The organism is uncultured Roseovarius sp., from assembly GCF_947489715.1.
In the GTDB taxonomy this organism is placed as follows: Bacteria; Pseudomonadota; Alphaproteobacteria; order Rhodobacterales; family Rhodobacteraceae; genus Roseovarius.
This window is the reverse complement of record NZ_CANLER010000008.1, coordinates 11,763-35,782: the sequence shown is the minus strand read 5'-3', so window position 1 is coordinate 35,782 and position 24,020 is coordinate 11,763. Positions and strand designations below refer to the sequence as shown.

At 58.7% G+C, this 24,020-nt stretch carries 19 protein-coding genes; 12 read left to right on the top strand and 7 right to left on the bottom strand.

The features are described 5' to 3' along the window. Positions 1-71: 71 nt before the first annotated feature. Genes Q1B27_RS18085 through Q1B27_RS18075 form a run of 3 tightly spaced genes read left to right on the top strand, consistent with a single transcriptional unit; the run spans position 72 to position 3,934 of the window. On the top strand, positions 72-1,031 hold the full coding sequence (locus Q1B27_RS18085; protein ID WP_299849581.1) for an ABC transporter permease: 960 nt from the start codon (positions 72-74) through the stop codon (positions 1,029-1,031). Beyond that, entirely contained in the window at positions 1,028-1,918 is an 891-nt protein-coding gene (locus Q1B27_RS18080) for an ABC transporter permease (protein ID WP_299849579.1), read from the top strand. Before Q1B27_RS18085 ends, Q1B27_RS18080 begins: the two co-directional genes overlap by 4 nt. Then, entirely contained in the window at positions 1,919-3,934 is a 2,016-nt protein-coding gene (locus Q1B27_RS18075; RefSeq protein WP_299849577.1) for an ABC transporter ATP-binding protein, read from the top strand. Between the two features lie 123 nt (positions 3,935-4,057). Here Q1B27_RS18075 and Q1B27_RS18070 read toward each other — a convergent pair whose 3' ends face one another. From Q1B27_RS18070 to Q1B27_RS18060, 3 genes are all read right to left on the bottom strand, one after another. Continuing rightward, positions 4,058-4,510: a thioesterase family protein gene (locus Q1B27_RS18070; protein WP_299849575.1), complete on the bottom strand. Its 453-nt coding sequence runs from the start codon at positions 4,508-4,510 to the stop codon at positions 4,058-4,060. Positions 4,511-4,674: 164 nt separating this feature from the next. Further along, entirely contained in the window at positions 4,675-5,769 is a 1,095-nt protein-coding gene (locus Q1B27_RS18065) for a sulfite oxidase (protein WP_299849573.1), read from the bottom strand. A gap of 231 nt (positions 5,770-6,000) precedes the next feature. Further along, positions 6,001-7,278, bottom strand: coding sequence for a hypothetical protein (locus tag Q1B27_RS18060; protein ID WP_299849571.1), 1,278 nt, complete (start codon positions 7,276-7,278; stop codon positions 6,001-6,003). A gap of 108 nt (positions 7,279-7,386) precedes the next feature. Between Q1B27_RS18060 and Q1B27_RS18055 the strand changes: the two genes are divergently transcribed. Further along, positions 7,387-8,091 (top strand): transglycosylase SLT domain-containing protein, encoded by a 705-nt coding sequence (locus tag Q1B27_RS18055; protein WP_299849568.1) that lies wholly within the window; start codon positions 7,387-7,389, stop codon positions 8,089-8,091. A 3-nt stretch (positions 8,092-8,094) separates the two neighbouring features. On the opposite strand, the gene Q1B27_RS18050 is transcribed toward Q1B27_RS18055, so the two are convergent. Both Q1B27_RS18050 and Q1B27_RS18045 read right to left on the bottom strand, forming a co-directional pair. Next, positions 8,095-8,946: a carbon-nitrogen hydrolase family protein gene (locus Q1B27_RS18050; RefSeq protein WP_299849566.1), complete on the bottom strand. Its 852-nt coding sequence runs from the start codon at positions 8,944-8,946 to the stop codon at positions 8,095-8,097. Positions 8,947-8,983: 37 nt separating this feature from the next. Then, on the bottom strand, positions 8,984-9,958 hold the full coding sequence (locus Q1B27_RS18045; RefSeq protein WP_299849564.1) for a LysR family transcriptional regulator: 975 nt from the start codon (positions 9,956-9,958) through the stop codon (positions 8,984-8,986). 143 nt (positions 9,959-10,101) lie between these two features. Here Q1B27_RS18045 and Q1B27_RS18040 point away from each other — a divergent pair, with 143 nt between their 5' ends. The 6 genes from Q1B27_RS18040 (at position 10,102) to Q1B27_RS18015 (ending at position 16,687) form a co-directional block, all read left to right on the top strand. Then, complete coding sequence (locus Q1B27_RS18040; RefSeq protein WP_299849562.1) at positions 10,102-11,403, top strand: aspartate aminotransferase family protein; 1,302 nt, start codon at positions 10,102-10,104, stop codon at positions 11,401-11,403. Positions 11,404-11,405: 2 nt separating this feature from the next. Continuing rightward, complete coding sequence (locus Q1B27_RS18035) at positions 11,406-12,335, top strand: 3-keto-5-aminohexanoate cleavage protein (RefSeq protein ID WP_299849560.1); 930 nt, start codon at positions 11,406-11,408, stop codon at positions 12,333-12,335. A 3-nt stretch (positions 12,336-12,338) separates the two neighbouring features. After that, positions 12,339-13,370 (top strand): histone deacetylase family protein, encoded by a 1,032-nt coding sequence (locus Q1B27_RS18030; protein WP_299849558.1) that lies wholly within the window; start codon positions 12,339-12,341, stop codon positions 13,368-13,370. A gap of 326 nt (positions 13,371-13,696) precedes the next feature. Beyond that, on the top strand, positions 13,697-14,704 hold the full coding sequence (gene dctP, locus Q1B27_RS18025; RefSeq protein WP_299849557.1) for a TRAP transporter substrate-binding protein DctP: 1,008 nt from the start codon (positions 13,697-13,699) through the stop codon (positions 14,702-14,704). 79 nt (positions 14,705-14,783) lie between these two features. After that, a complete protein-coding gene (locus Q1B27_RS18020) occupies positions 14,784-15,398 on the top strand; it encodes a TRAP transporter small permease (protein WP_299849555.1) in 615 nt (204 codons plus the stop codon). After that, complete coding sequence (locus Q1B27_RS18015; RefSeq protein ID WP_299849553.1) at positions 15,395-16,687, top strand: TRAP transporter large permease; 1,293 nt, start codon at positions 15,395-15,397, stop codon at positions 16,685-16,687. The genes Q1B27_RS18020 and Q1B27_RS18015 overlap by 4 nt, the downstream gene beginning before the upstream one ends. A 498-nt stretch (positions 16,688-17,185) precedes the next feature. Here the strand turns inward: Q1B27_RS18015 and pepN are convergent, their stop codons facing one another. Continuing rightward, entirely contained in the window at positions 17,186-19,738 is a 2,553-nt protein-coding gene (gene pepN, locus Q1B27_RS18010; protein WP_299849551.1) for an aminopeptidase N, read from the bottom strand. A gap of 303 nt (positions 19,739-20,041) precedes the next feature. On the opposite strand from pepN, the gene Q1B27_RS18005 reads away from it, so the two are divergent. Both Q1B27_RS18005 and Q1B27_RS18000 read left to right on the top strand, forming a co-directional pair. Further along, the gene (locus tag Q1B27_RS18005) at positions 20,042-20,818 is read left to right on the top strand and encodes a gamma-glutamyl-gamma-aminobutyrate hydrolase family protein (protein WP_367181364.1); all 777 of its coding nucleotides are present in this window, start codon (positions 20,042-20,044) and stop codon (positions 20,816-20,818) included. Between the two features lie 70 nt (positions 20,819-20,888). Continuing rightward, positions 20,889-21,323 carry a cytochrome c gene (locus Q1B27_RS18000; protein WP_299849547.1) on the top strand — a complete coding sequence of 145 codons (435 nt, stop codon included), beginning with the start codon at positions 20,889-20,891 and terminating at the stop codon, positions 21,321-21,323. 12 nt (positions 21,324-21,335) lie between these two features. Here the strand turns inward: Q1B27_RS18000 and Q1B27_RS17995 are convergent, their stop codons facing one another. Then, positions 21,336-23,885, bottom strand: coding sequence for a Hint domain-containing protein (locus Q1B27_RS17995; RefSeq protein ID WP_299849546.1), 2,550 nt, complete (start codon positions 23,883-23,885; stop codon positions 21,336-21,338). Positions 23,886-24,020: the final 135 nt, after the last annotated feature.

The window sequence follows — 24,020 nt, the reverse complement described above, 5'->3', positions numbered from 1 at the left end:
GGTTGCGATAACGCGAATGGGCAGTCTGGGGGCTGTCTGAGATCTTCTACTGCCAATACGGTGCTTGATACATGTTGAGAATGCTTGTGCGCCGACTTTTCCTGGGGTTCGCAACCGTATGGATCGTGTCGGTTATCATCTTTGCCGGGGTCGAAGCGTTGCCCGGCGATGCCTGCACAGCATTCCTTGAACGCGATGCGCAAGGCAAGCTGCTTGAAAATTGCCGCAATGATCTGGGCCTCAATAAGCCTGCGGTCACGCGCTATCTCGATTGGGCTTCGGGTGCGGTCAGGGGTGATTTTGGTGTATCGCCCGATGGCCAGAAAAGTATCGCTTCACTGGTGGGCGACCGGGTCAAGAATTCCTTCCTGCTTGCGGCGGGCGCATTGGCGGTTGGTGTCCCTCTGGCGATTTTTCTCGGTGTCATTACAGGGCTTTGGCGTGACAAATGGGTCGATATCCTATTCTCGACCGGTGCGATTTTTGCCATGACAATTCCCGAATTCGTATCAGCCACCGTGTTGATCCTGATCTTTGCGATTTGGCTGGATTGGGTGCCGGCCATCGTGCTGACCCCGGCCGATGCCCCGGCGCTTGATTTCTTCCCTGAATTCATTCTGGCCTCGGTCGTACTGACCATGGTGATGATTGCTCATATCATGCGCATGGTCCGCTCGTCTGTGATCGAAGTGATGGCCAGCGACTACGTGCAAATGGCGATGCTCAAAGGTGTGCCCTACTGGCGGATCGTTTTCCGACATGCGCTACCCAACGCCCTGCTACCCGCAATCAATGTCGTTGCCTTGACCGTTGCGTGGTTGTTGGGCGGCGTTGTGGTGGTTGAAGTGGTGTTCAATTACCCCGGTCTGGGCCGGACGATGATCGACGCGATCTCGGATCGTGACTTGCCGGTGGTGCAGGCCTTGGCGATGATCGTGGCGGCCACCTATGTTGGGGTCAATCTGATTGCGGATATGCTGACCATCTTGCTCAACCCGCGCCTGCGCACGTTGAGCCAGAGGCGCAAATGACGGATACCGCCTTGCAGAGCAAAGGCCCTCGCAGGCTTGGCCGTTTCAGCGTTGTGCTGCGCGACGTCATCTCGCGCCCGTCAGGGGCTATTGGTCTGACGCTGGTTCTGGGTCATATCATTCTGGCACTGATCAGCCCGTGGTTGGTCACTTACGATTTCAAGTCGATGGATTCCTCGTTGATCCTCGAAGCCCCCTCAGCGGAACATTGGTTGGGCAGCGATCATCTTGGGCGCGACATCCTCAGTCGGGTCTTGCAGGGTGGGCGGATCGCGCTGCTTGTGACCGGCATCGCGACACCTATCGCGCTGCTCTGGGGCGGTATGACGGGCATCCTGCTTGGTCTTGTCGGTGGGCGGGTAGACGAGGTGGTGATGCGGGTCGTTGACGCGTTTTTATCCATACCCGGCGTGTTGCCCTTGCTGGTCTTGGTCACAATATTCGGCACCGGCAACGAGGTGATGGTGCCCACGCTGGCATTTTTCTACGGGATACCTGTCATTCGCGTGATCCGGGCGGCAACACATGATGTGGTGGCCCGCGATTTCGTGCTTGCTGCGCGGGCGCGTGGTCATAGCAGGCTGAGCATCGTCTGGCGCGAGCTTCTGCCCAACGTGCGTGATGCGATGCTGGTAGAAGGGGCGATGCGGTGGTCATGGATGTTGCTGGCCTTCTCATCCTTGTCTTTTCTGGGTTTTGGCGTGGCGCCACCCACACCGGATTGGGGAGTGATGATTGCCGACGCGCGGGCCTATATGCCCCTGGCACCCTGGGGCGTCCTGGCGCCAGTCATTGCGCTTTCATCCTTGATTATCGGGATCAACCTGACGGCTGATGCGCTGGCCAAGGCGATGGGTATCGACCGTGCCAGAAAGGCCGTGGTCTGAATGGCGCGGCCGATTATTGACATTCGCGATCTCTCGATTGGTTTTACCGGGCGCACCGGGAAAACCCTTCCTGTTCTGCGCAACGTCGATTTGACCGTCCGTCGCGGTGAAAGCATTGGAATTGTTGGCGAAAGTGGATCTGGCAAAAGCACGCTGGCGCTGGCGTCGATGGGGTTTCTCAAGCAAGGGCTGCGTGTGATTGGCGGTAGCGTCTGTTTCAATGGCGAGGATATGTTTGCCCGCAAACGCAGCGAGCTTGAGGCGATCCGTGGGGGGCAGTTGGGGTTGATCCCACAGAATTCGGGCCAGTCGCTTACGCCGACAATGCGGATTGGCGCACAAATGGCCGAGGCGCTTGAGCTGCATTGCACCCTTGGAAAAGACGCCTATCACGCTAGAATCATTGACCTTTTAGGTCAGGTGCGCCTGCCTGACCCAGAAGCGATCTTTATCCGCTATCCGCATGAATTGTCCGGCGGTCAGCAGCAGCGGGTTGCGATCGCAATGGCCCTTGCCGGAGAGCCTGATGCGCTGCTTTTGGACGAGCCGACCACAGGTCTGGATGTGACCACGCAGGCGCATATTCTTGAACTATTGCGGGACCTTGCGCGCGACCGGAACATGGCGATGATCTATGTCAGCCACGATCTTGGCGTCATTGCACGGGTCTGTGAGCGGGTCATGGTGATGTATGCCGGTGAGGCCGTGTTGCAGGGGCCAACGGCGGAGGTGCTGAAAGATCCGGCGCATCCTTATGCCAGGGGGCTGTTGGCGTCGATTCCACGGCTGTGTGACACGCATTTGCCAGTGGCGTTGGACGGGCGCCCGCCGCCACCCGGGGGGGGTGGGGCAGGCTGTGCCTTTGCTGCGCGCTGTGCGTTAGTGGTTGATCAATGCCAAGCCGAGCGTCCAGCGTTGATGGGCGCAGGTAATGGCAGCCAGGCGCGATGTTTCCGCCATGCCGATGCCCACACATTGGCCGCTGGCGGTACTGGCGCTGACCCGCTGCACCACCGGTCGGATGGGCAGCCTGCGCTGTCGCTGGATGATGTGTCGATCAGTTATGCCTCGCACGGGTTTCTGGACCGGCTCTTTGGCGGCGCGGCCAAGGATATCCCTACGGTTGATGATATCTCAATAACCGTAGCCAGCGGGGAAACCCTTGGTCTGGTTGGTGAATCCGGTTCTGGCAAGTCCACGATCCTCAAGGCCGTGGCCGGGTTGCTACCCCCGGCAGGCGGTCAGATTGCGGTCGGAGAAGGCAACGCCTTGCCGACGATGGTTGAGCAGCGCCGCCCGCAACAATTGCGCCGCATTCAGATGATTTTCCAGAACCCGGATGACAGTCTGAACCCACGTCATACGGTGGCCGAAATCCTGGCCCAGCCCCTGCGGTTATATGACGGCCTGAGTGGCCAGGCGCTGACCGAGCGTAGCGTTGAGATATTGGAAACGGTCAGGTTGGGCGCGCATTACATGGATCGCCTACCGGGGCAGTTATCGGGGGGTGAAAAACAGCGGGTGGCGATTGCGCGGGCGTTTGCGGCGGAACCGGAGATTGTTCTGTGTGATGAGATTACCTCGGCGCTGGATGTTTCCGTGCAAGCGGCGATGCTGGAACTTTTGAATGATTTCAAGAAGATGAAAGACACAACTTATGTGTTTGTCAGCCATGATCTGGCAGTTGTCCGGGCGCTGTCGGACCGGGTGGCGGTGCTGTATCAGGGGCGGTTATGCGAGATCGGGCCCACAGAAAAAGTCTATGGAAATCAATCACATCCCTATACGTCGGTGCTGCTGAACGCGGTGCTGGAGCCGGATCCGGATGTCGCGCCCACGTTGATGGCCGAGGACGTGGTAGAGCTGTCGCCACCATCGACGGGCTGCCCTTTTCAACGAAGATGCACACGAAAACAAGGGGTTACCTGCGAAAATGAAACGCCACCCTGGCGCGAAACCGGGGGCGGACATGCGATCCGCTGCCACATCCCGCTGGAGGATTTGGGCGGCGACTGATCGAGGGTCGATTTCCGTACACTCCGTACGGGATGTACGTCCGAAACGTACGGAAATCGGGGGTGATCCGAAGGCGGGCGTACGGGCCGTACGTTTTTCAACATGAACCCGGCGCAATCACCTTTACCTAAGACCGATTTTTGCGCCCGCCCCATTGGGCGTTGGCAGGTCAGCGGTCTGGGCTTTCATCTGCGCGATGCGGCTGTAAATCGCGGCAGGCATCGGGGCTACGCGGGGGCCGGAAAGGTCGATATGCAGGGTCATGCCTTCGCCGGTTGCGGCCAACCATCCGTCTTCGTGAAAGAGTTCCTGAAATGAGTGGAACCGCTTTTCGTCATGATCCAGAATCCGGAAGGAAGATCGTACCCGGTCGCCCCGCTTCAGTTCGCGCAGATAGCGGACATGAAATTCGGCCGAGAAGGTAGTGTGGTTCTGCGCCGCGATATAGGTGGGGCCGAAACCGAGTGTTGCAAATGCCTCATCCGCGGCGCGATCAAAGATAACCGTGTAATAGCCCATGTTCAGGTGGTTGTTGTAGTCGATCCAACCGGGTTCGATCTGCTGAAGGGAAGACATGAAAGGGGTCGTCATTGTCGATGAAACCTTCGGTGCTGGAGGATTCGTTCGGGTGCCAGCTAAACGCGAGCTTCAAGGGGTTGGCGGCGACAATATCGCTCATGAACGGGCTGTCAAATGGCGGGTCGTGTTCAGGGCTGGGATCTGACCGCTCAGAAATATGTTCAGTCGCCCACAAAGACACGGACTGTTTGAACGGCATTATTGCCAAAGCCGGACAAATCCCAAGGTGGGTCAAGCGGCTGAACAGCACCGGTTTCATCCGTTGCCCGACATTGCAAGACATGCGTGCCGGGTTCTGCCTGCCAATCGGCGCGCCATCCTGTCCAGGCATAGCGACTTGAGCGACCGGTCAGGTCTGCCTCGTGCCATATGCCATCCACGCCAAATTCAACCCTGGTGATCGCACGACCCGCGCCCGACCACGCCCGGCCACCAATTGTGACAGGGCCCGGTTCCACAAAACGGGCGCGGCTGATCCAATCCGGGACGCCGGGTGGAACCATCAGCGATTTGACACGGATTTCCGTGATGGGGCGCCCTTCATCCTGATCGTTGTCCTTGTAACGATAGGTGTTGACCTGCTGGTAGCCACGAAAGGGTTCGGTCAGCGCCTCGATACTGCTGAGCCATTTCACCGAGGCCATTCCATACCATCCGGGAACAACGATGCGCAGTGGTGCGCCATGCTGTGGCAGCAAAGGCTGTCCGTTCATGGCGTAGACCAGCAGAACCTCGAGTTCCTCCAATTGAGCCAGCGTCAGGCTGCGCCCAAAGAAATGACCGATCCCGCTATCATAGCCGTAGTCAACGCCGGTGAAGGATATCTCGACCACATCTTTGGCCGGTTTCGCCTGGGCGATCAGCGGTGCAAGTAATGTGCCGGTCCATTCATATGTGCCGACGGCCTCGCAGTTCCAGGGCATCGAATATCTGCGCGGCGACAGGCTCGCGCGCCCGTTTCCGGCGCATTCAAGTGTCACAGGCAATGTCACTTGCGGGCGGGCGCGGATGTCGTCCATGGACATCTCGAATGGATGGGTGAAAGCGCCCTGGAAAGTCAGCCGGTGAGTGCTGTCGTCCAACAGGGGTGTGTCAAAATGAGTCAGAAGATAATGCGCGCCCGTCGGTGTGACGTCCAGCGCCAGCGTTTCAAGCAGGGTGCCGGAGTTTCGGTTGGCAAGGCTGCGTTCGGAATCGTCAAAGACACCATCTTGCGTCGCGGGCTTGGGGGCGGGGTTTGAAAAGGGATTGGTCATCTTCCGGTCAGTTATTTCACCTTTTTGGCCTGTATTCTACCGGATGCCGAGCCCGGTGATGGAGGTCGTGGCACCCTGTCGGGAGAACAGTTTTAGAATCCCGCTTTGCGCGTCCTTGTCCAGCCCCGGATTGGCGCGCCCTGAGCGGTGCGCACAAGCCGCTGCCTTTTGCATCGGATAGGTGTCCGTCAGGTTTACGACAATGTTTTCGAGTGCGCGCGGCAGTTAGGTCTAGAGCGCGGGCAGTCGGTACATGCCGGCCGAGGAGAACGCGATCGAATTACCGTTGGCGATGTCGTCGGCGAACCGTTCGGCAATGACCCGAAGGGCGGTTTGTCGGCCCTTGGCCACAAGCGCGCGACGCGAGGGCAGCGGGGGCGTCAGACCCGGGCTGAGCAGAGTTTGAGACCAGATCAGCGGGTGCAATTCTTGCAAGTGATCGGTTAGGATATGGTCCAGAAAGCCGTGCAGGCGCTTGCGGGTCGCCTCGGCTTTGGCGGGACGTTTGTTTCCCGCGGCATCGGGGGCCATGATGATGGCGCAAAAGGCTGCCAGAAGGTTGGTGACATGCTGGTCCTTGCGGTGTGTCAGGATGTCTTGCAGACCTTCGAGGAAGAAGTCACCGTCAAGCTGGCCCAGGGTCTCCGCATCCAGCGCCAATGCATCGAAATAGACCCACGCATAAGCGCCCGCGCCCCAGATGTCGCCGGTGCGGGCGGCGGTGCGGCGGGCCTCAAGTTCGAGCTGTTTGTAATCGCCGTAATAGGCAGGCAAGAGATGCTGACCCAGGGCGCGCATGTGGCGGGGGCTGTCGGGATCTAGGTCAATCAGAGTCTCGTAATCATCGGCAACGCGCGTGCCGGGCTGCCGCCGAAAGGCAAGAAGCGCGCATTGTGCTGCGGCGAGTGAGGGCGCATCCAGATCAACCCCGTCGAACGGGCCAAGGATATCCTCGGCGCGTTTGAAATGTTCCTTGAAGCGCAGAAGGTGCAGGGCACCGTCGCTTTCCGGGGCGGTATTGCGCCAGGCCCAGCCGATGTCGATATGGGCCAGGGCGGTAATCAGCGCGCAGGCATAATCGCCGTAATGTTCGGCCAGCATCTCTTCCAGCGCGTCGATGCCTTCGGGGCTGGGTACGGCCTCGTCGTAAAGCGCGTCCTCGGCCACGGCGACCACGTCACTGCGGGCTCCAAAGGCCAGCAGCATCGCGGCGGATTCGCCACCGGGCGTGGGCAGGCGGCAATCCTCGGCATGCTGGATCAGGCGCGACAGTTCCTGCCAGTTTTCCTGGCGGGCCAGTTTCAGGCCGTTATCCTGATGGGTGGCGCGGGCCATTTCCTCATCGGTGACGGGCAGGGAGGGCAGGATGATGTGTTTGGTCAGCGTGTCGATATCGAGCTGCTGCGCGCGTGCGTTCTGCGCCGTGCCTGCGGGGCCGGGCAGGGTGGTTTTTAACGATTTGAGGACCGAGCCCGCAAGGGACTTGCCGGTTTCAAATGGCGCGCGCATGGAGTCTCCAACTCTTTAACCGGGGACAGGATGGCGCGGGTTATGGGCCAAAACATGACCGGCCTTGGGAGAAGGCGGGGAAATCTGCGGGCCGGCCGGGGCGTTGCCATGGCGCGGGATTCCCGTCAGTATGGTCGGATGAAACGCGTAGCTGCCCTTGTTTTACTGGCCTTCTGGCCGGGAATCGCCCTGTGTGCCGAAAGTGGTGCACTTGATCTTGCCATGTCAAAGCCCAAACCGCCCGTCCGGGAAGGCAATTTACCGCGCACGCGGTGGGAAAACCGGCCCGAAGCGCAATTGTGGACCCGTGCGTCGCTGTCGGCGCTCAAAGAGCATGGTGCGCGTCTGCCCCAGACCGTGCCGCATGACATCGCCCAGTGGTGCCCGGCCTATCCCGGTGCGAATGAGGCGCAACGGCGGGCGTTTTGGGTCGGGCTGCTATCGACACTGGCCAAGCATGAAAGCACGTATCGTCCGCGTGCCGTGGGCGGTGGCGGCAAATGGTTCGGGCTGTTGCAGATCTCACCCGGGACGGCACGCAGCTACAAGTGTCGGGCGCGCAGTGGCGCAGCGCTGAAAGACGGTGTGGCGAACCTGTCCTGTGCCATTCGGATCATGGCGGTCACGGTGCCGCGCGATGGCGTGGTGTCGAAGGGCATGCGCGGTGTCGCCGCCGATTGGGGGCCGTTTCACAGCCGGGTCAAGCGCAATGACATGATCCAGTGGATGCGCAAACAGAGCTATTGCAAGCCGATGAATGCCGTGCGGCCCCGGACGCGACCTATCGAGGTGGCGAGTGTGGCGCTGGACTAGTGGTTATGAGGGCGACTGCAGGGCCATGAGCGCGTCGTAATCTGCCAGACGATCTCCCAGGAACGTATATTTTTCCCTTACTTCGTGCAGTTGCTCTTTGGCGACCGTCACGTGGCGAAAATCTTCGTCAGTGTCTGCAAACCGCACGGCCGGAGTGTTTTCATCCATCCAGGGCCAGCAGAAAATCGAGTTGCCCCAGGTCTTTCCGGCGCGGTTCAGCGACAGGAAGAAAATCTGGTTTTCCATGGCGCGCGACATGGCAAAGTTGTGCCAGGTGTTGAAGGATTCATCCCGGTAATACGCCCCGCAATGCAGGATCAGGTCGACGCCGTGTTTCAGCGTCAGGACGCGCGCCAGTTCGGGTATGCGAATATCGTAGCAAATGATCGGGGAAATGGTGAAATTATTGATATTGAACGTGAATACGTGATCTCCCGCGCCAAAATATTCCTTTTCCATCGACGCGCCGTATTGGCACAGATGAAGTTTGTCATAATGACCGGCCAGCGTGCCCTCGGGCGTTACAAAGGCTATCGAGATATAGGTCCCCGATGCATCCCTGCGGGCGAAGCTGTAGGATATGTACACGCCGAATTCGATGGCGACCGCGCGCCACGTCTCGAACGATTTCCCGTCCAGCGGCTCCGAAATCTCATCAAGATTGTCAAAGGCCGAGCGGGAATAATCAATGCTGGAAAGCTCGGGCAAAACCACCAGATCGGCATTTTGCGCAGAAAGTTGTGCGCGCAGCTTGGCGGCAGTATCCGCAAGATGGTGGTCGCGCGCGGCGGTCGTTGCCGTGGGAGGTATCTGGATCTGACAGGCCAGCAGGGTCAGCGTATCTTTTGATGTCATGAGTCCGGTCTCCGCCCGTCAACGCCTGTGCTGAAAGTCACTCCATCTCTTGCAGGTTGTAGCTGCGCTGCGCAAGCGGGACAGAGTTCAGCCGGCTTCGAAACATTTCGAGGATAGCAAGTTCCGCCCGGTTCAGCCGGGCGCTTTTATGGTGCACCAGATGGATATCAATCGCCAGCGTGTTTTCATAGGGCGGCAGGCGCCAGAGCTTGCCGCGTTTCACAAATCTTTCGGCGACATGAACGGGCAGCGGTCCAAACCCAAGCCCGGCGCCAATCATCCGTTGCGCCTCGCCCAGATCAGATGTGTAGCCAATCACCCTGTTGTCGAGCTTGTGCTGCGCGCGCAGCAGGGCCACCGGGCGCAGGGCATCCCACAGCTGATCTGTTCTGAACGAAATGGAGGAATGGTCGCGCAGGTCATCGATTTTCAGGTCGCTCTTGCCAAATAATGGATGGCCCGGGCCGCAATAAAATCCAAAATAGGACCGGTACAGAACCTCATGTCGCAGATTTGGATGTGCATCATGTATCAGGCAAACCCCAAGGCTAGCGGTTTTTTCCAATACCGCCTGCTGGACTGCCTTGCTTGACATGACTTCGATGTCGAAGCCGACTTCGGGGTTCTGGTGGTGAAAATCAGATAAGACCTTGTCGAAGAATTCGCTTTCAATTCTGCTGAGAAGTGCGAGTTTGACTTTGCCTGTCACCACGTCTTCGGTGCCTTGCGTGCTTTGAATGGTGCGAACCAGATTGCCGAAAATATCCAGGCACTCATGGTACAGCGTTTGCCCCGCCGGCGTGATGCGGAAATGCGACGGGCTGCGGTCAATCAGCTGTGTTCCGAGGCGCGTTTCCAACCGCTTCAGGGCCTGACTGACCGATGGCTGGCGACGCATCAGTCGTTTGGCGGCAAGCGTGATGCTGCCCTCTTGCACGACAAACATGAAAGTGCGCAGCAGGTTCCAATCCAGTTCCCGGATCAGTTTTTCCTGTTCGGTGGAGTCCTTCATTGATCTGACCAATGATAAATATAAGCGCTATCTATTTGCTCTATAATGAAAACAAACACAAGCTTGGCCAGAGCCCCGATTGCCGCAGAACCTTTCTAAGAAAGAAGACCGTGAAGACATCAAACCTGTTTTATCAGAGCCGAATGCGCCGTCCCGAAGTGGACCGCGCCGAGGGGATTTATATCTGGGGCAAGAATGGTCAGCGCTACATCGACGGCTCGTCCGGCGCAATGGTCAGCAATATCGGCCATTCAAATCCCAATGTCCTTGCCGCGATGAAGGCGCAGATGGACAGCGCGACCTTTGCCTATCGGTTGCATTTCGAAAATGACGCCGCAGAAAAGCTGGCCACCGCGATTGCCGAGCGAATGCCCGACGGGTTGAGCAAAGTGTTCTTTGTCTCGGGCGGGTCCGAAGCCGTGGAATCCTGCGTGAAGTTTGCCCGTCAATGGGCCGTTGCGACGGGGCAGGGCAGTCGCTGGAAGGTGATTTCACGCTTTCCGTCCTATCACGGCTCGACCCTGGGGGCTTTGGCGATAACCGGCTACGGTCCGCTGACGGATGCCTTTGGGCCGCTCTTCAAAGATATGCCGAAGATCCCCGCACCCACCTGTTATCTGGATCGGGATAATCTTTCGGATCATGATCGCGGGCTCAAATACGCCAACATGTTGCGCGACGAGATCATTGCCCAGGGGCCGGAAAGCGTGCTGGCCTTTGCAATGGAGCCTGTCGGCGGCGCATCGACCGGGGCGTTGGTTGCGCCGGACAGCTACTATGGCCGGGTGCGGGAGATTTGCGATGAGTTTGGCATCCTGCTGATCATGGATGAGGTTATGTCGGGCGTCGGGCGCACCGGCACGTTCCTGGCGTCCGAACACTGGAATATCCGCCCGGACCTGGTGGCGGTGTCCAAGGGGTTTGGGGCGGGCTATGCGCCGCTTGGCGCGATGATCGCCAATGCGGGGATGGTCGAAACCGTGCTGAGTGCCGGTGGATTTGCCCACGGACATACCTATGCGGGCAATCCGCTGGCCTGTTCTGCTGGTCTGGCGGTTCTGAGCGAGATCGACAGGCTTGATCTGATGGCCAATGCGCGGGTCATGGGCGAGGCGTTGATGGCAGGGCTTGTCACGCTTATGGACCGTCACCCTTTTATCGGGGACGTGCGCGGCAAGGGGCTGCTGACCGCCTTTGAACTGGTCGCGGACCGGGATACGATGGCGCCGCTGCCCAAAGAACTGAATGCCTATGAGCGATTTGTGGAAATCTGCTATGAGCGCAATTTGATCACCTATGCGCGGCGTACCCGTGGCGGGGTGGCGGGGGATCATTTCCTGATTTGCCCGCCGATGATCGTGACCAAACCCCAGATTGGTGAGATATTGAATATCCTTGATGACAGTCTTGGGGTACTTGCCCGGGATTGTGGGCTGGAGGTCTGAACGTGGCACGCAAGATCATCCTTACCTGCGCCATCACCGGCTCTATCCATACGCCGAGCATGAGCCCGCATCTGCCCATCACGCCCGAAGAGATCGCCACCTCTGCGATCGACGCCGCCAAGGCCGGTGCATCGGTTCTGCACCTGCATGCGCGGGATCCTGAGACCGGGCGTCCAAGCTCGGACATCAACGTGTTTCGCCAGTTTCTGCCCCGGATCAAGGACGCCACCGATGCGGTGATCAATCTGACAACCGGGGGCAGCTCTCAGATGAGTGTCGAGCAACGCCTGTCTGCGCCTGCCGAATTGGCCCCCGAGATGTGTTCGCTGAACATGGGGTCGATCAATTTCGGACTGTTTCCGATGAAGGACCGCTATGCCGACTGGACGCATGATTGGGAGGAAGAGTTTCTTGAAAACACCCGCGACACGGTATTCAAGAACACGTTCCATGACATCGAAACCGTTTTCCGGATGCTGGGTGACGCCGGTGGCGCGCGGTTTGAATTTGAATGTTATGACATCGGGCATATCCAGAACGTGGCGTTCTATCTGCGGCAAAACCGCATCGAGCGTCCGGTGTTTCTACAGTTCGTCATGGGCGTTCTGGGGGGGATCGACGCCAGCCCCCAGAGCCTGATGTACATGAAAGAAACCGCCGACCGCCTGCTGGGTGACAGCTATGCCTTTTCGGTTCTGGCGGCCGGGCGGCAGCAGATGACCTTGGGGACAATGGGTGCAATCCTTGGTGGAAATGTACGTGTCGGCCTTGAAGACAGCCTGATGATCGAGCGCGGGCAGCTTGCCGTCAGCAATGCCCAGCAGGTCACAAAGATTCGTATGGTTCTGGAGGAGCTGGGATTTGAAATCGCCACGCCCGATGAGGCACGTGCAATGCTGGGGCTCAAGGGCGCAGACAAGGTGGGGTTCTAGAAAATGAAGGTCTTTTCGGATCAGGAACGGCAATGCCGGCACGACCCCAGCGGGTTTCTGGTGAATGGGCTTATGCAGCCAAATCCCGAGAAACCTGAACGGGTTGAACGCCTGCTTGCGGGCGTTGCGGCGGGTGGTCACGAGATGCGCGCGCCAAAAGATCACGGCCTGTCGCCAATTGCGGCCGTGCACACGCCTGCCTACCTGAAATTCCTGTCCACGGTCCACGACCGCTGGAAACGCATCCCCGATGCGGCGCCTGAAATCTTTCCAAACATTCACCCGGATCGCCGCACGGCCAGCTATCCCTTGTCGGCGGTGGCACAGGCAGGTTTTCATGTCACCGATATGTCCTGCCCCATCGGGGAACACACCTGGGAGGCGGCCCGGTGGTCCGCCAATTGCGCCGTGTCCGCGGCAGAAGCCGTGGCGGAAGGGGATCGCGTGGCCTATGCGCTCTGCCGTCCGCCGGGGCATCATTGCTTTACCGACCTGGCCGGGGGATTTTGTTACCTGAACAACAGCGCCATTGCGGCGCAATACCTTCGACAATCCCATGACCGCGTGGCGATCATTGATGTTGACCTGCACCACGGCAACGGCACGCAGGGCATCTTTTACGAGCGCGACGATGTTTTCACATTGTCGATCCACGCGGATCCTGCACGGTTCTACCCGTTTTTCTGGGGCCATGCGCATGAGATCGGTGAAGGTGCGGGTCGGGGTTACAACCTGAATATCCCGCTGCCCCGTGGCACCGGGGATGACGGGTTTTTGAAGGGTCTTGCAGGTAGTCTGATCAATGTCAGGAATTTTGCACCGGGTGCCATCGTGATTGCCCTTGGCCTTGATGCCTTCGAAGGCGATCCCTTTGGTGGCCTCACGGTTTCGACCCCGGGATTTGCGGACATGGCCAAGGCGCTGGCGATGCTCGACCTGCCCACCGTGATTGTCCAGGAAGGCGGCTATCTTTGCGATGAGCTGGGCGCCAATCTGCAATCGTTCCTGCGTGGATTTGAAGAAGCGACCGCATGAGCCACCGGCGTGGGATCAGTGACGTGGTGCAGATCCAAGCCTTGCAACAGCCCAAAGAGAGAATCGCGAACCATATCGCGGACCCGGCCGTCATACAGTCTTTCACGAAGATGGTGCCATTGCCGGTTTGCCGACGCACGAATCCGTTACGGGCAAGGCCCGACTGAAACGAACGAAGGAGAGATGAACGAGATCCAGACACAAGAAATACAAAACGAATTGCGCTGTGCAGTCTGTTCGCATAGCCTGACCGGATGCCACACATTAAGCTGCGGTCAAAAAAAGTCATAAACCAAACGACTTACAATTAACTGGGAGAGAACTCGATGAACTTCACAAAATTTACCAAAGGTCTGACAGTTGGAGCGCTGAGCGTGCTGATGTCGACCGCTGCGTTTGCCGACGAAATGACCCTGCGCTTTGCAGGTGTGTTTCCGATTGACCACCAAGGCACCAAGATGATGGAGCAGGTTGCGGCAGATGTTGCGGCGGCTGGTGTTGACCTCAAGATTGACGTGTTTCCGGCCAACCAGCTGGGGTCGGGTGAAGCCCTGTTCGAAGATGTCGCGCGCGGCAATATCGACCTGGCGGCGGCCTTTATCTATGCGGATACCGATCCGCGTCTTGAATTCCTGTCCATGCCATTCCTCGTCGGCGGATGGGACGACATGAACAACATCATGCGCAACATGGATTCTGAGTATAACAAGATCCTTCAGGAGATCACCGACGATTACGGCGTCAGCGTGATCGCTCAGAACCCCGAAGGCTTTGTTGGCATTGTTGCCACGCAGGAGCCGACAAACTGGAATACGTTCGACGATAAGGGCATGAACATTCGCGTCTGGTCGTCGAACGTTGTGAAATCCATGGTCGAAGAACTGGGTTTCCAGGCGACGACAATGGCCTGGGGTGACATTTTCCCGGCGATCCAGTCCGGTATCGTTGATGGCGCGATCTGCTGCACCAAGACGGCGACCTATTCCATCTTTGCCAAATCCGACGTGGGCACCCACTTTGTCGAGTACAACTCGATCTCGGAACTGACGACGTTCTACGCCTCGCAGCGTACGCTGGACAAGCTGAACGACGAACAGCGCGCAGCCCTGACAGCGGCAATGACCAAAGCCTCCGACGACTTCTTCGCCTATAACCGTGAGAATGATGAGGTCTTTGGTCAGAAACTGATCGAAAGCGGTTACACCATCCTGAGCCTGAACGACGAAGAGCAGGCAGCGATGGCGGCACATGTTCAGGAGACGATCTGGCCACTGATGGCGGAAAGCGTCGGCCAGGATATTATCGACCGTCTGCTGTCGGCGGGCGGTTCATAATTCACGACCTGCAGGGGCCGGCAAACTAGCCGGCCCTTTTTTCTACCCATTGAAACGAAAAAGAAGAAACGGGGGGGACATGTCGAATTTAACAGACGACAAGCCGACATTCTTTGGATACGCGACCGCTGAAGGCCAGCAGAAAATAACGGACGAACTGCCAAAACTCATTGGTATGCCAATGAAGTTTATAGCGTTCTGTATGCGTCTGATCGTGACGTTTTCTGGTTTTATCATGGCATTCACCTTCGGGGCGGTCGTCGTGATCAGATACGGCTTTGGCGGCGATCTATTCGCCTATGAAGAATGGCTTTTGGCCATCAGCATCGTGGGCTTTTTTGCCGGGGCCGTTTTGGCCTCCTCACGCAATTTGCATATCAACGCCGATATCCTTGGCATCGTGATCCAAAACCCCCGGTTGATCTGGTGGCGCGGCTTCATTGTCTTGTTGGTTGAGCTGTTGGTGATCCTGTTTCTTTTTTACGCATGCTATATCTCGCTGCTTGATGACTTCTCATTCCCACGCCTGCGATCAACACCGGTGTTGCGCATTCCCTTCGTCTCGTGGCGGATTGCGATCATGGTTGCCTTTGGCTTCATGGCGCTGTTCACCTCTGCGTATCTTTACGTGCACATCCGCAAAGGGCTTGGCCTTCCCCTGAAATCCGACACTGCTGAGGAGGCTGCAAAATGATCATTACCGGAAGTCTGGTTATCGTATGCGTAATGCTGCTGCTTGGCGTCAGCGTCTATGTGGCGTTTGGGTCGGTCTTGATCTTCATTGCCCTTGTCGGGGACCAATCCATCTCGGGCTATCTGCCGACGGGTGCGACAGGGATCCGTTCACTGGTTCTGCTGGCGATCCCACTATTCATGATTGCCGGTGGCATCATGGAAAAAGGCAGGATCGCCGCGCCGCTTGTGGCCCTGGCCGAGATGCTTATCGGTCATATCAAGGGTGGCCTGAGCGCTGCCGGGGTTCTGGCCTGCGGTGTATTCGGATCAATCTCGGGCAGTGCCAATGCGACGCTGACCTGCATTGGCGGCATCATGATGCCGCATCTGAAAAAGGCCAACTATCCGGGTGGGCAATCGGCGGCGCTGATCGTCTCGGCAAGTCCTCTGGGCCTGTTGATCCCCCCCAGTTCGTCGCACATCCTCTATGGCTGGGTTGCGCAGCAACACGTGTTGAAGTGCTTTCTGTCCACGGTCATTCCGGCGATCATCCTGATCACGTTGCTGATCATTACCAACCAGTTCATGCTGCGGAAATATGACAACATCGAATTGACGGAACGACCAAAACCGTTCTTGCCGACTTTTGGTCGTCAGGGGCGTCTGGCCGGTCCTGCATTGATGATGCCGATCATCATTCTGGGCGGTATCTACGGTGGGATCATGACCCCGACCGAGGCCGCGGGCATCGCCGTGGTCTATGCAATCCCGGTAGCGATCTACTTCTACCGCGGCCTGACCTGGAAAACCCTGGCGCAGACCATCCAAACGTCCGGTGTGACCATCGGCGTGGTGATGGTGATGATCTTCATGGTTCTGATCGTGTCGGACAACCTGATCTCGCAGGGGGCACCGCAACTGGCCAAGGACATGGTCTATTCCGTATCAGAAAACCCGATTGTGATCCTTTTGATGATCAATGTCGTGATGATCCTGATCGGGATGCTGATGGACGATATCTCGGGCCTGCTTCTGGCAACGCCGATCCTGCTGCCGATCGCACAGAGCGTCGGCGTAGACCCGATCCATTTTGCAGCTATCATCGGTGTCAATCTCGGCATGGCCAATATCACGCCACCGACGGCGCCGCTGCTCTATCTTGGGGCGCAGGTCTGCGACACGCCGGTATCGAAAATGCTGTGGCCGACACTGGTGTTCATTGTCTTTGCATGGCTGCCAACGCTGATGCTGACAACATTCATACCGGAACTGGCGCTGTGGCTGCCGGATCTTTTGCTCAGCCGGTAATCAGGCTGACAGAAAACAAAAAAAAGGCGCCCTAGATTTGGGCGCCTTTTTTCGTTTCCATGACGTATCTGCCCCACACGATCTTGGCGTTTTTCAAACGCCTTGCCCGAGCAAAGGGCCTGTGTCGAAATGTGCGTTAGAGGACATACATCCAGGAATGCAGGCCGATAAACGATACGGTTGCTGCAATCAAGGCTGCGATGCCCAGAGCGTCTTTTACAACTTGTGTCATTGTCCTGATCCTTAGTAGGAGTTGCTGTTATTTCACGCAGATAAGCAATCAGTCCGAACATGACTACTCTCAATCGGCACATATGCGCCTTGCGCTTCCTGCATAGCTATTCAGGCGTTTGACCGGGCCATCGCTTTGGCCGGGTGCTGTCGGGCGAGACGCAAACCGTTGCAATCTGAACGTCGGCGTTGGATACTTCGAGCCGCACCGTAGATCATGCGACGCATTGCAGATCTCAGGCATCCTCTTCACGGCATTCGGTAATTTCAGGCCGCCAGAATACGGGTGACCATCTCGGTCGTGTCGCGGCTGAGGTTCGGCGTGTCGAGGATACGCTCCAACTGGGCCCTGATCAGGGTCTGGCGGTTGGCATCATAGCGTTTCCATGTTTCGAAGGCCGAGCAGGTCCGGGCGGTGGTTTGCGGGTTGAGGGGATCGAGCTTGATCAACCAATCCGCCAGCAGCGCATAGCCTTTGCCGCTGGCATGGTGGAACCCGGCCGGAGAGGCGGTGAGGCCACCCAGTGTAGATCGGAAACGATTGGGATTTTTCATCGTGAAATCCGGGTGCTTTGTCAGGCTGGCAGCCGTGTCGGCGGCGTCTGCCGGATCTGCATGCAGGATTTGCAGCATGAACCATTTGTCGATCACCAGCCGGTCATGCTGCCATTGGTCATAAAAGGCGGCGGTGGCAGCCTCACCGTTGCCCGCCTGAAGCAGGCAGGACCACGCGGCAAGCTGCTGCGTCATGTTGGTGGCGGTATCATACTGGCGCTGCGCCTGCGTGCCGCCATCGAGCCTGGTGATCATTGCCAGCGCAGCATTTGCGAGCGACCGTGCGCCGGATTGTACGGCGTTGGGCTGATAGGCATCGGTCACCTGATATTGCGCATAAAGGCGCGGAGCGAGATCCTGCATGGTCTGTGCCTTGGCCTGACGCAGGGTTTCCAGTGCCTCCCATATCGCCTGCAGATCGGGGGTTTCGCCCGCGTCAAACAGGGTCTGTGCCAGGTCGTCCTGGCTTGGCAGGCCAAGTGCCAGCGCGCGGAAGGCCGGATCAAGGCTGTCATCGCGCGCCATCTGCTGAACCGCGTCCAGATAGGCCGTATCGGGCGCGGCGCCGTCGCGGATCATGGCGATCAGCCCGCCCCGCGCCAGGCTCAGCCCGGCCTCCCACTTGTTGAACGGGTCGGTGTCATGGGCCAGCAGAAAGGCGCGTTCGGTATCGCTGATGTCACGCTCAAGGATCACCGGGGCCGAGAATTCGCGTAGGATCGAAGGGATCGGCCTAGCGGAAAGACCTTCGAAACTGAAGCTTTGTCTGGCGTCGGTCATCTCCAACACTTCTGTCGCATGCACCTCGTCGCCATTGGGTCCAAGAAGGCCCACGGCAATCGGAATCACGCGCGGGTCTTTGATGTCCTGACCCGGCGTGGGTGGCGTTTTCTGTTCGAAATGAAGGGTGTAAGTGCCGTCCCTGAAGTCATCGGTCACGCTGAGGCGTGGGGTGCCCGCCTGTTCGTACCAGCGTTTGAACTGACCGAGGTCGCGGCCGGTGGCATCCTCGAACACTTGCAGCCAATCCTCGATCGTGGCGGCGTCACCGTCATGGCGGTTGAAATAGAGATCGAGCGCCCTTGTATAGGCGTCATCGCCGACCAGCGTCTTTAGCATGCCGATCAGTTCGGCGCCTTTTTCGTAGACCGTGGCAGTGTAGAAATTGTTGATCTCGACAAAGCTGTCGGGGCGCACCGGGTGGGCCAACGGGCCATTATCCTCGCGGAACTGCCGGGCGCGCAGGGCAATTACGTCCGAGATGCGCTTGACCGGGGCCGAACGCATGTCCGAGGTGAATTGCGCGTCGCGAAAGACGGTCAGCCCTTCCTTGAGGCAAAGCTGGAACCAGTCGCGGCAGGTGATGCGGTTACCCGTCCAGTTGTGGAAATACTCATGCGCGATGATCGCCTCGATCCGCTCGAAATTCATGTCGGTGGAGGTTTCGGGCGAGGCCAGCACGGCGGAGGAGTTGAAGATGTTCAGCCCCTTGTTTTCCATCGCACCCATGTTGAAATCATCGACCGCGACGATGTTGAAGATATCGAGGTCGTATTCGCGGCCATACACGTCCTCGTCCCATTTCATCGACGCCTTCAAGGCCTGCATGCCAAAGGCGCATTTTCCCTCGTCGCCGGGGCGGACCCAGATGTTCAGCTCGATTTTTCTGCCGGATCTGGTGGTGAAGCTGTCGGGGTGGTTGATCAGGTCACCGGCTACCAGCGCAAACAGGTAGGCCGGTTTCGGCCAGGGATCGCGCCATTCGGCAAAACCGTCGCCCGCCTTGGCCGGATTGCCGTTGGACAGCAGGACTTCCTCGTCGCCTTCGATCCGCACGGTGAACGGCGCCATCACATCGGGGCGGTCGGGGTAATAGGTGATCTTGCGAAAACCCTCGGCTTCGCACTGGGTGCAGTACATGCCGTTCGACATATAAAGCCCCTCTAGCGCGGTATTGGTCGAGGGTGAGATTTCCACCTCGGCCTCCCATACGAACGCGGTGTCGGGGACCGGGCAGGTAAGGCCCGTGTCGGTCAGTTCGGGCGCAACGGGGATGCCGTCGATCTGGGCGCTGATCAGGGTCAGATCCTCGCCGTGCAGAAAGAACCGGCTGTCGGTCGCATCGGGGTTGGGGCGGAAGCGGATGCGCGAGATCACGCGGGTCTTGGTGGGGTGCAGGCGGAAGGCCAGTTCGACACTTTCGATCAGGTAACCGAAGGGCGTGTAGTCCTTGAGATAGATCGTCTGGGGGGCGGCGTCGCGCATCTGGCTCATCTCCTCTGTCGGGGCTGGCACAGGTTTAGCGGAATGAGGCGTGGCTGCAAGGCGGGAAGCTGTGGCAATGGTGTGGACGATGACACCCCGCCTGACCGGGATGCTTGTGGCCTAAGCGGGGACGCTTGCAAGCGATTTGCCCCTCGCGACGCGTGCCATCGCCCACGAGGGCAGTAGTTAGACATTGTCGGTTACCATTACGTGCATTTTCGCGCAAAATTCTGTGCGTTGATTGGTGTTTTATTATCAAATTGACCGATATATTCAGGGGTAAGGAATTAAGCAGGGGTCAGCATAATGCGTCCGATCATAGGTATCATCGGAAACCAGTATGAACTTGAGGACCGGTATCCGGTTCACGCCAATGGCGTGATGAATTCGACCGCGATCGCCAAGGTTGCCGATTGCATTCCGCTGATCGTGCCATCTGATCCGGATCTGGCCCCGGTAGAGGATTTGCTGGAGGCTTGCGATGGGTTCCTGCTGACCGGTGGGCGGCCCAATGTCCACCCCGAGGAATATGGCCATGCCGAGACCGAGGCGCATGGCGCGTTTGACCGGGCACGCGACAACCTGTGCCTGCCGCTGGTGCGGGCATGTGTGGAACGCGGTCAGCCGCTGCTGGGCATTTGCCGTGGCTTTCAGGAGGTGAACGTGGCACTGGGCGGCACCTTGCACCCGGAAATCCGCGAATTGCCCGGGCGCGACAATCACCGCATGCCGCCCGAAGGCACGTTGGCCGAACAGTTTGCTCTGCGCCACACCGTAAGCTTTACGCCCGGCGGCCCGTTTCACCGTTTGCTGGGCGCGACCGAGGTGTTGACCAACACGCTGCACGGTCAGGGGATTGAAGAACCCGGCGCGCGTATCGTGATTGATGGCCGCGCCCATGATGGCACCCCCGAGGCGATTTATGTCGAAGGGGCCAAGGGTTTTGCCCTGTCGGTCCAGTGGCATCCCGAATGGAATGCCACCGATGATCCGGTCAGCCGTCCATTGTTTTCGGCTTTTGGCGACGCTGCGCGGGCCTGGGCGACAGGTCGTGCCGCGCCAACGCTGAAATCCGCCTGAAGATTACTTGACCCTCCCCCTGCTGGAAGGCGCAAACCGACCGTGATGAAACGGAATCGGAGGCGTATTGATGACGCGCATTGTGATGTTCGCAGCCTTGGTTCTGGCGCTGGCGATCGGCGTCTGGGTGGTGCAATTGCCTGATGACAAGCTTGGCAACGGTCCGGAGGTATCATCGACAACGGGCGAGGCAATCGTGGCTGTCATTGTGCCGGAACTCAGCGGCAAAGCCGCCCTGGGGGCGAACGCTTTTGACGGGCTTTGCGCCGGGTGCCACGGGGCAAATGCCGGCGGTATCGAGGGGAAAGGCCCGCCCCTGATTCACAAGATTTATGAACCTGGGCATCACGGCGATTTCGCCTTTGTCCGTGCGACGCAGCAGGGAGTGCGCAGCCATCATTGGTCGTTTGGGGATATGCCGCCCGTTTCCGGTGCCACCGACGCGGATATCGAGGCCATCATTGCCTACATCCGAACCGTGCAGCGGGCGAACGATATTTACTGAACACGCTCTGGGTCAGGCGACGTTGGCGCGGTGATCCGGTGTGATGAGCGGTGCCAGAAGCCGCGCTTCATGTGCCTTGAGACACAGGCGCGCAGTGTCCCCATGTGCCCCGCTATCCGCCCGCAATTCCGGGAAAATCGCGAACATTTCGTCGCGCGACTGATCCGAAATGGCCGAAACACCGGTTTGGCCGGCATGGAAGCTTTCGGTGGCCGTGCCATCAGCGTAGATAATCTCGTGCCGGTCAAACATCAGGTGCAGATAGGTGATCTGCGCGCGCGCGGTCTGGCGGATGTTCAGATCGTTGACCAGATGCCTGGCGGCGATCAGCACCTCTGGCGTGCCGAATAGCAATTCCGCGCGGTAGCCGCTGAACAGGAGACGATGCTGGGGGGAGACCGTCAACGGGCGGGTCAGACCGTCGAGCGCGCCGGTGTCAAAGGTAACCGGTGCAAACCGGCCCAGACCGGGCACGGTGCGTTGGCCCAACCAGCGGATGGGCTGTGGGCCATTGTCACGGGTGATGACCAGATCACCGGGGCGGAGTGTTTCGACCGCGCGCGCGCCTTGCGGCGTCTGGATGCGGGCGCCGGGGGTGAAGCAGATGATGTTTTCGATCTCGGAAAACGTCACCAGGGTGCCATCGGCCATGGTGAAATTGCCCGAAAGGCCACCAGCATTGTCATCGGTATTGGTGAAGGTGATGTCGGCGACCGAGATGTCAGAGGTCAGTTGCAGCGTGTCGCCGCCAGTCTCGTCCCCTTCGCCACCGGTGATCGAAATCGCGTCATTGCCGACCTCTGACAGGTCGGTCAGGGTGAAAAAGTCATCGCCGTCGCCACCGGTGACCGTATCGCCCTGTGCCACCTGAATGGTGTCATCGCCAGAGCCACCGGTGATGCTGTCCGCGCCGACCCCGCCGGTGATACTGTCATCGCCGCTGCCGCCATCAATGGTGTCGTCCCCGGCCCCTGAAACAACGGTGTCATTGCCATCGCCGGCGATGACGGAATCGTCGTTGGACCCGTCCGAATGGTCATTGTTGTCGATCCTGTCGCCTTCGGGGTCGCTGGTATAGCTGCTGTCGATCAGGTCATTGCCCGTCGTGCCCTCGACAATGAAGTTCGACGCGACCGCATCGCGAAAATCCAGATCGTTGACCAGTGGCGTGGCGCCCGATCCGTCCGCAGCTGTGTCATTGTCGCTGTCTGCCAGTGTGAAATCGCCCGAACCGTCGATATCTGCATCGTTGGCGTCATAACCGTCCACATCGTCGACCACATCGGCGATGCCATCGAAATCAGCGTCCCCCGAGGCGTCAATTGCCGCCTGCGTGATGCCATGTCCGGCCTCATCCACATCGTCGATACCGTCATTGTCGGAATCGGTATCGATAAAATCTGCAATACCGTCACCATCGGTATCTACTGGCGTGAGGCCAGAACCTTCGTAGGCGTCATCAAGGCCGTCACCATCGCTATCCGTGCCGGTCGGGGCGGTATAGCCAGCGGTTGTCTGGGCCTCGACATTATCGGTAATGCCATCATTGTCGCTGTCCAGATCAAGGTGATCGGCAATGCCATCGCCGTCGGTGTCGCGCGTGTTGATGATGGTATCGACGTTGAAGGTTTCGGTGATGGTGGTGCCGAAATTGGGGTTCGGACCGGAATCCACGACCACCTGGCCGTTGACTGCGATCGTGTAGCTGGCCGGGTCGCCGCCCGCCAGGCCATCGCCGAAATCGTCGTTGATGGTAAAGGTGTAATCGCCCAGATCGGTGATGTTTACATTGGTAATCTCGACACCGCTGCCGATGGTTGTATCGCTGGCAATGAGGTTGCCATCAGGATCGCGCAGCTCCCACTCGGTGTTGTCGACACCGGTGAACTGATCGCCGTCAAAGGTGATGGTGATCGTTGTCGGGGTGGTCTCGCTATAGCCTTCGTCAGTGTCAAGGATACCGTCGCCATCGCGGTCGATATCCGTGGCGTCAGGCTCGCCGTCGCCGTCGGTATCATTTGCCGGGATGTCGAATGTCAGGTCGCTGATACCCGAGCCGCCAGTTTGCGTGCCGTCGGGACCGGGTTCGAAAGTGATGTCGAGCTGTGAGACCTGACCGGGCAGGTCAAGTGTAACATCGTTGGCGGTTGTGCCGGCGGATTGGATCGTGACCGACCCGTCGGGGTTGGTGATGATGGTTTCATCGACCAGACCGCTGATGCCAGCGATGACATCCGCTGCCGGGATCAGATCACCGTTTTCGTCATAGGCGTGGATGGTCCAGGAATCGTCGAAGGTCGAGCCGCCGTCATCATTGAGGTGCTGGATGTCGAAGGACAGGTTTTCGACTGGGTTGGAGAACTGGTAATTGGCGGTGATGGGCGTGGTGACGCCGAACGCGCCGAAATCCGATACGTTGTTGCCGCCCTGCGAGGCGTCCCAGACATCTTCGGTGAAGCTGGCAAACACGGTGGTGGTGTTGCCGTTTTCCGTCAGCGTGGTGTTGCCGCTTTCGGCAAACCCGTCACCGCCGAACCAGATTGCATTGTCCAAAACAGCCATGTGCTGCCCTTCCTGCCCGTCGCGATGTCACCGCGAACATGTGATTTTGATATCGGGGGTAGGGTCCGTCCGCGGCAGGAGTGCGGACCGGATAGGGCAATTCTTCGACCAAATAGGGTGAAATTGCGAATTTTC

Coding starts and splice junctions, on each gene's coding strand:
- Q1B27_RS18085 (WP_299849581.1), top strand. CDS start 72: ATGTTGAGAATGCTTGTGCGCCGACTTTTCCTGGGGTTCGCAACCGTA.
- Q1B27_RS18080 (WP_299849579.1), top strand. CDS start 1,028: ATGACGGATACCGCCTTGCAGAGCAAAGGCCCTCGCAGGCTTGGCCGT.
- Q1B27_RS18075 (WP_299849577.1), top strand. CDS start 1,919: ATGGCGCGGCCGATTATTGACATTCGCGATCTCTCGATTGGTTTTACC.
- Q1B27_RS18070 (WP_299849575.1), bottom strand. CDS start 4,510: ATGTCTTCCCTTCAGCAGATCGAACCCGGTTGGATCGACTACAACAAC.
- Q1B27_RS18065 (WP_299849573.1), bottom strand. CDS start 5,769: ATGACCAATCCCTTTTCAAACCCCGCCCCCAAGCCCGCGACGCAAGAT.
- Q1B27_RS18060 (WP_299849571.1), bottom strand. CDS start 7,278: ATGCGCGCGCCATTTGAAACCGGCAAGTCCCTTGCGGGCTCGGTCCTC.
- Q1B27_RS18055 (WP_299849568.1), top strand. CDS start 7,387: ATGGCGCGGGATTCCCGTCAGTATGGTCGGATGAAACGCGTAGCTGCC.
- Q1B27_RS18050 (WP_299849566.1), bottom strand. CDS start 8,946: ATGACATCAAAAGATACGCTGACCCTGCTGGCCTGTCAGATCCAGATA.
- Q1B27_RS18045 (WP_299849564.1), bottom strand. CDS start 9,958: ATGAAGGACTCCACCGAACAGGAAAAACTGATCCGGGAACTGGATTGG.
- Q1B27_RS18040 (WP_299849562.1), top strand. CDS start 10,102: ATGCGCCGTCCCGAAGTGGACCGCGCCGAGGGGATTTATATCTGGGGC.
- Q1B27_RS18030 (WP_299849558.1), top strand. CDS start 12,339: ATGAAGGTCTTTTCGGATCAGGAACGGCAATGCCGGCACGACCCCAGC.
- dctP (WP_299849557.1), top strand. CDS start 13,697: ATGAACTTCACAAAATTTACCAAAGGTCTGACAGTTGGAGCGCTGAGC.
- Q1B27_RS18020 (WP_299849555.1), top strand. CDS start 14,784: ATGTCGAATTTAACAGACGACAAGCCGACATTCTTTGGATACGCGACC.
- Q1B27_RS18015 (WP_299849553.1), top strand. CDS start 15,395: ATGATCATTACCGGAAGTCTGGTTATCGTATGCGTAATGCTGCTGCTT.
- pepN (WP_299849551.1), bottom strand. CDS start 19,738: ATGCGCGACGCCGCCCCCCAGACGATCTATCTCAAGGACTACACGCCC.
- Q1B27_RS18000 (WP_299849547.1), top strand. CDS start 20,889: ATGACGCGCATTGTGATGTTCGCAGCCTTGGTTCTGGCGCTGGCGATC.
- Q1B27_RS17995 (WP_299849546.1), bottom strand. CDS start 23,885: ATGGCTGTTTTGGACAATGCAATCTGGTTCGGCGGTGACGGGTTTGCC.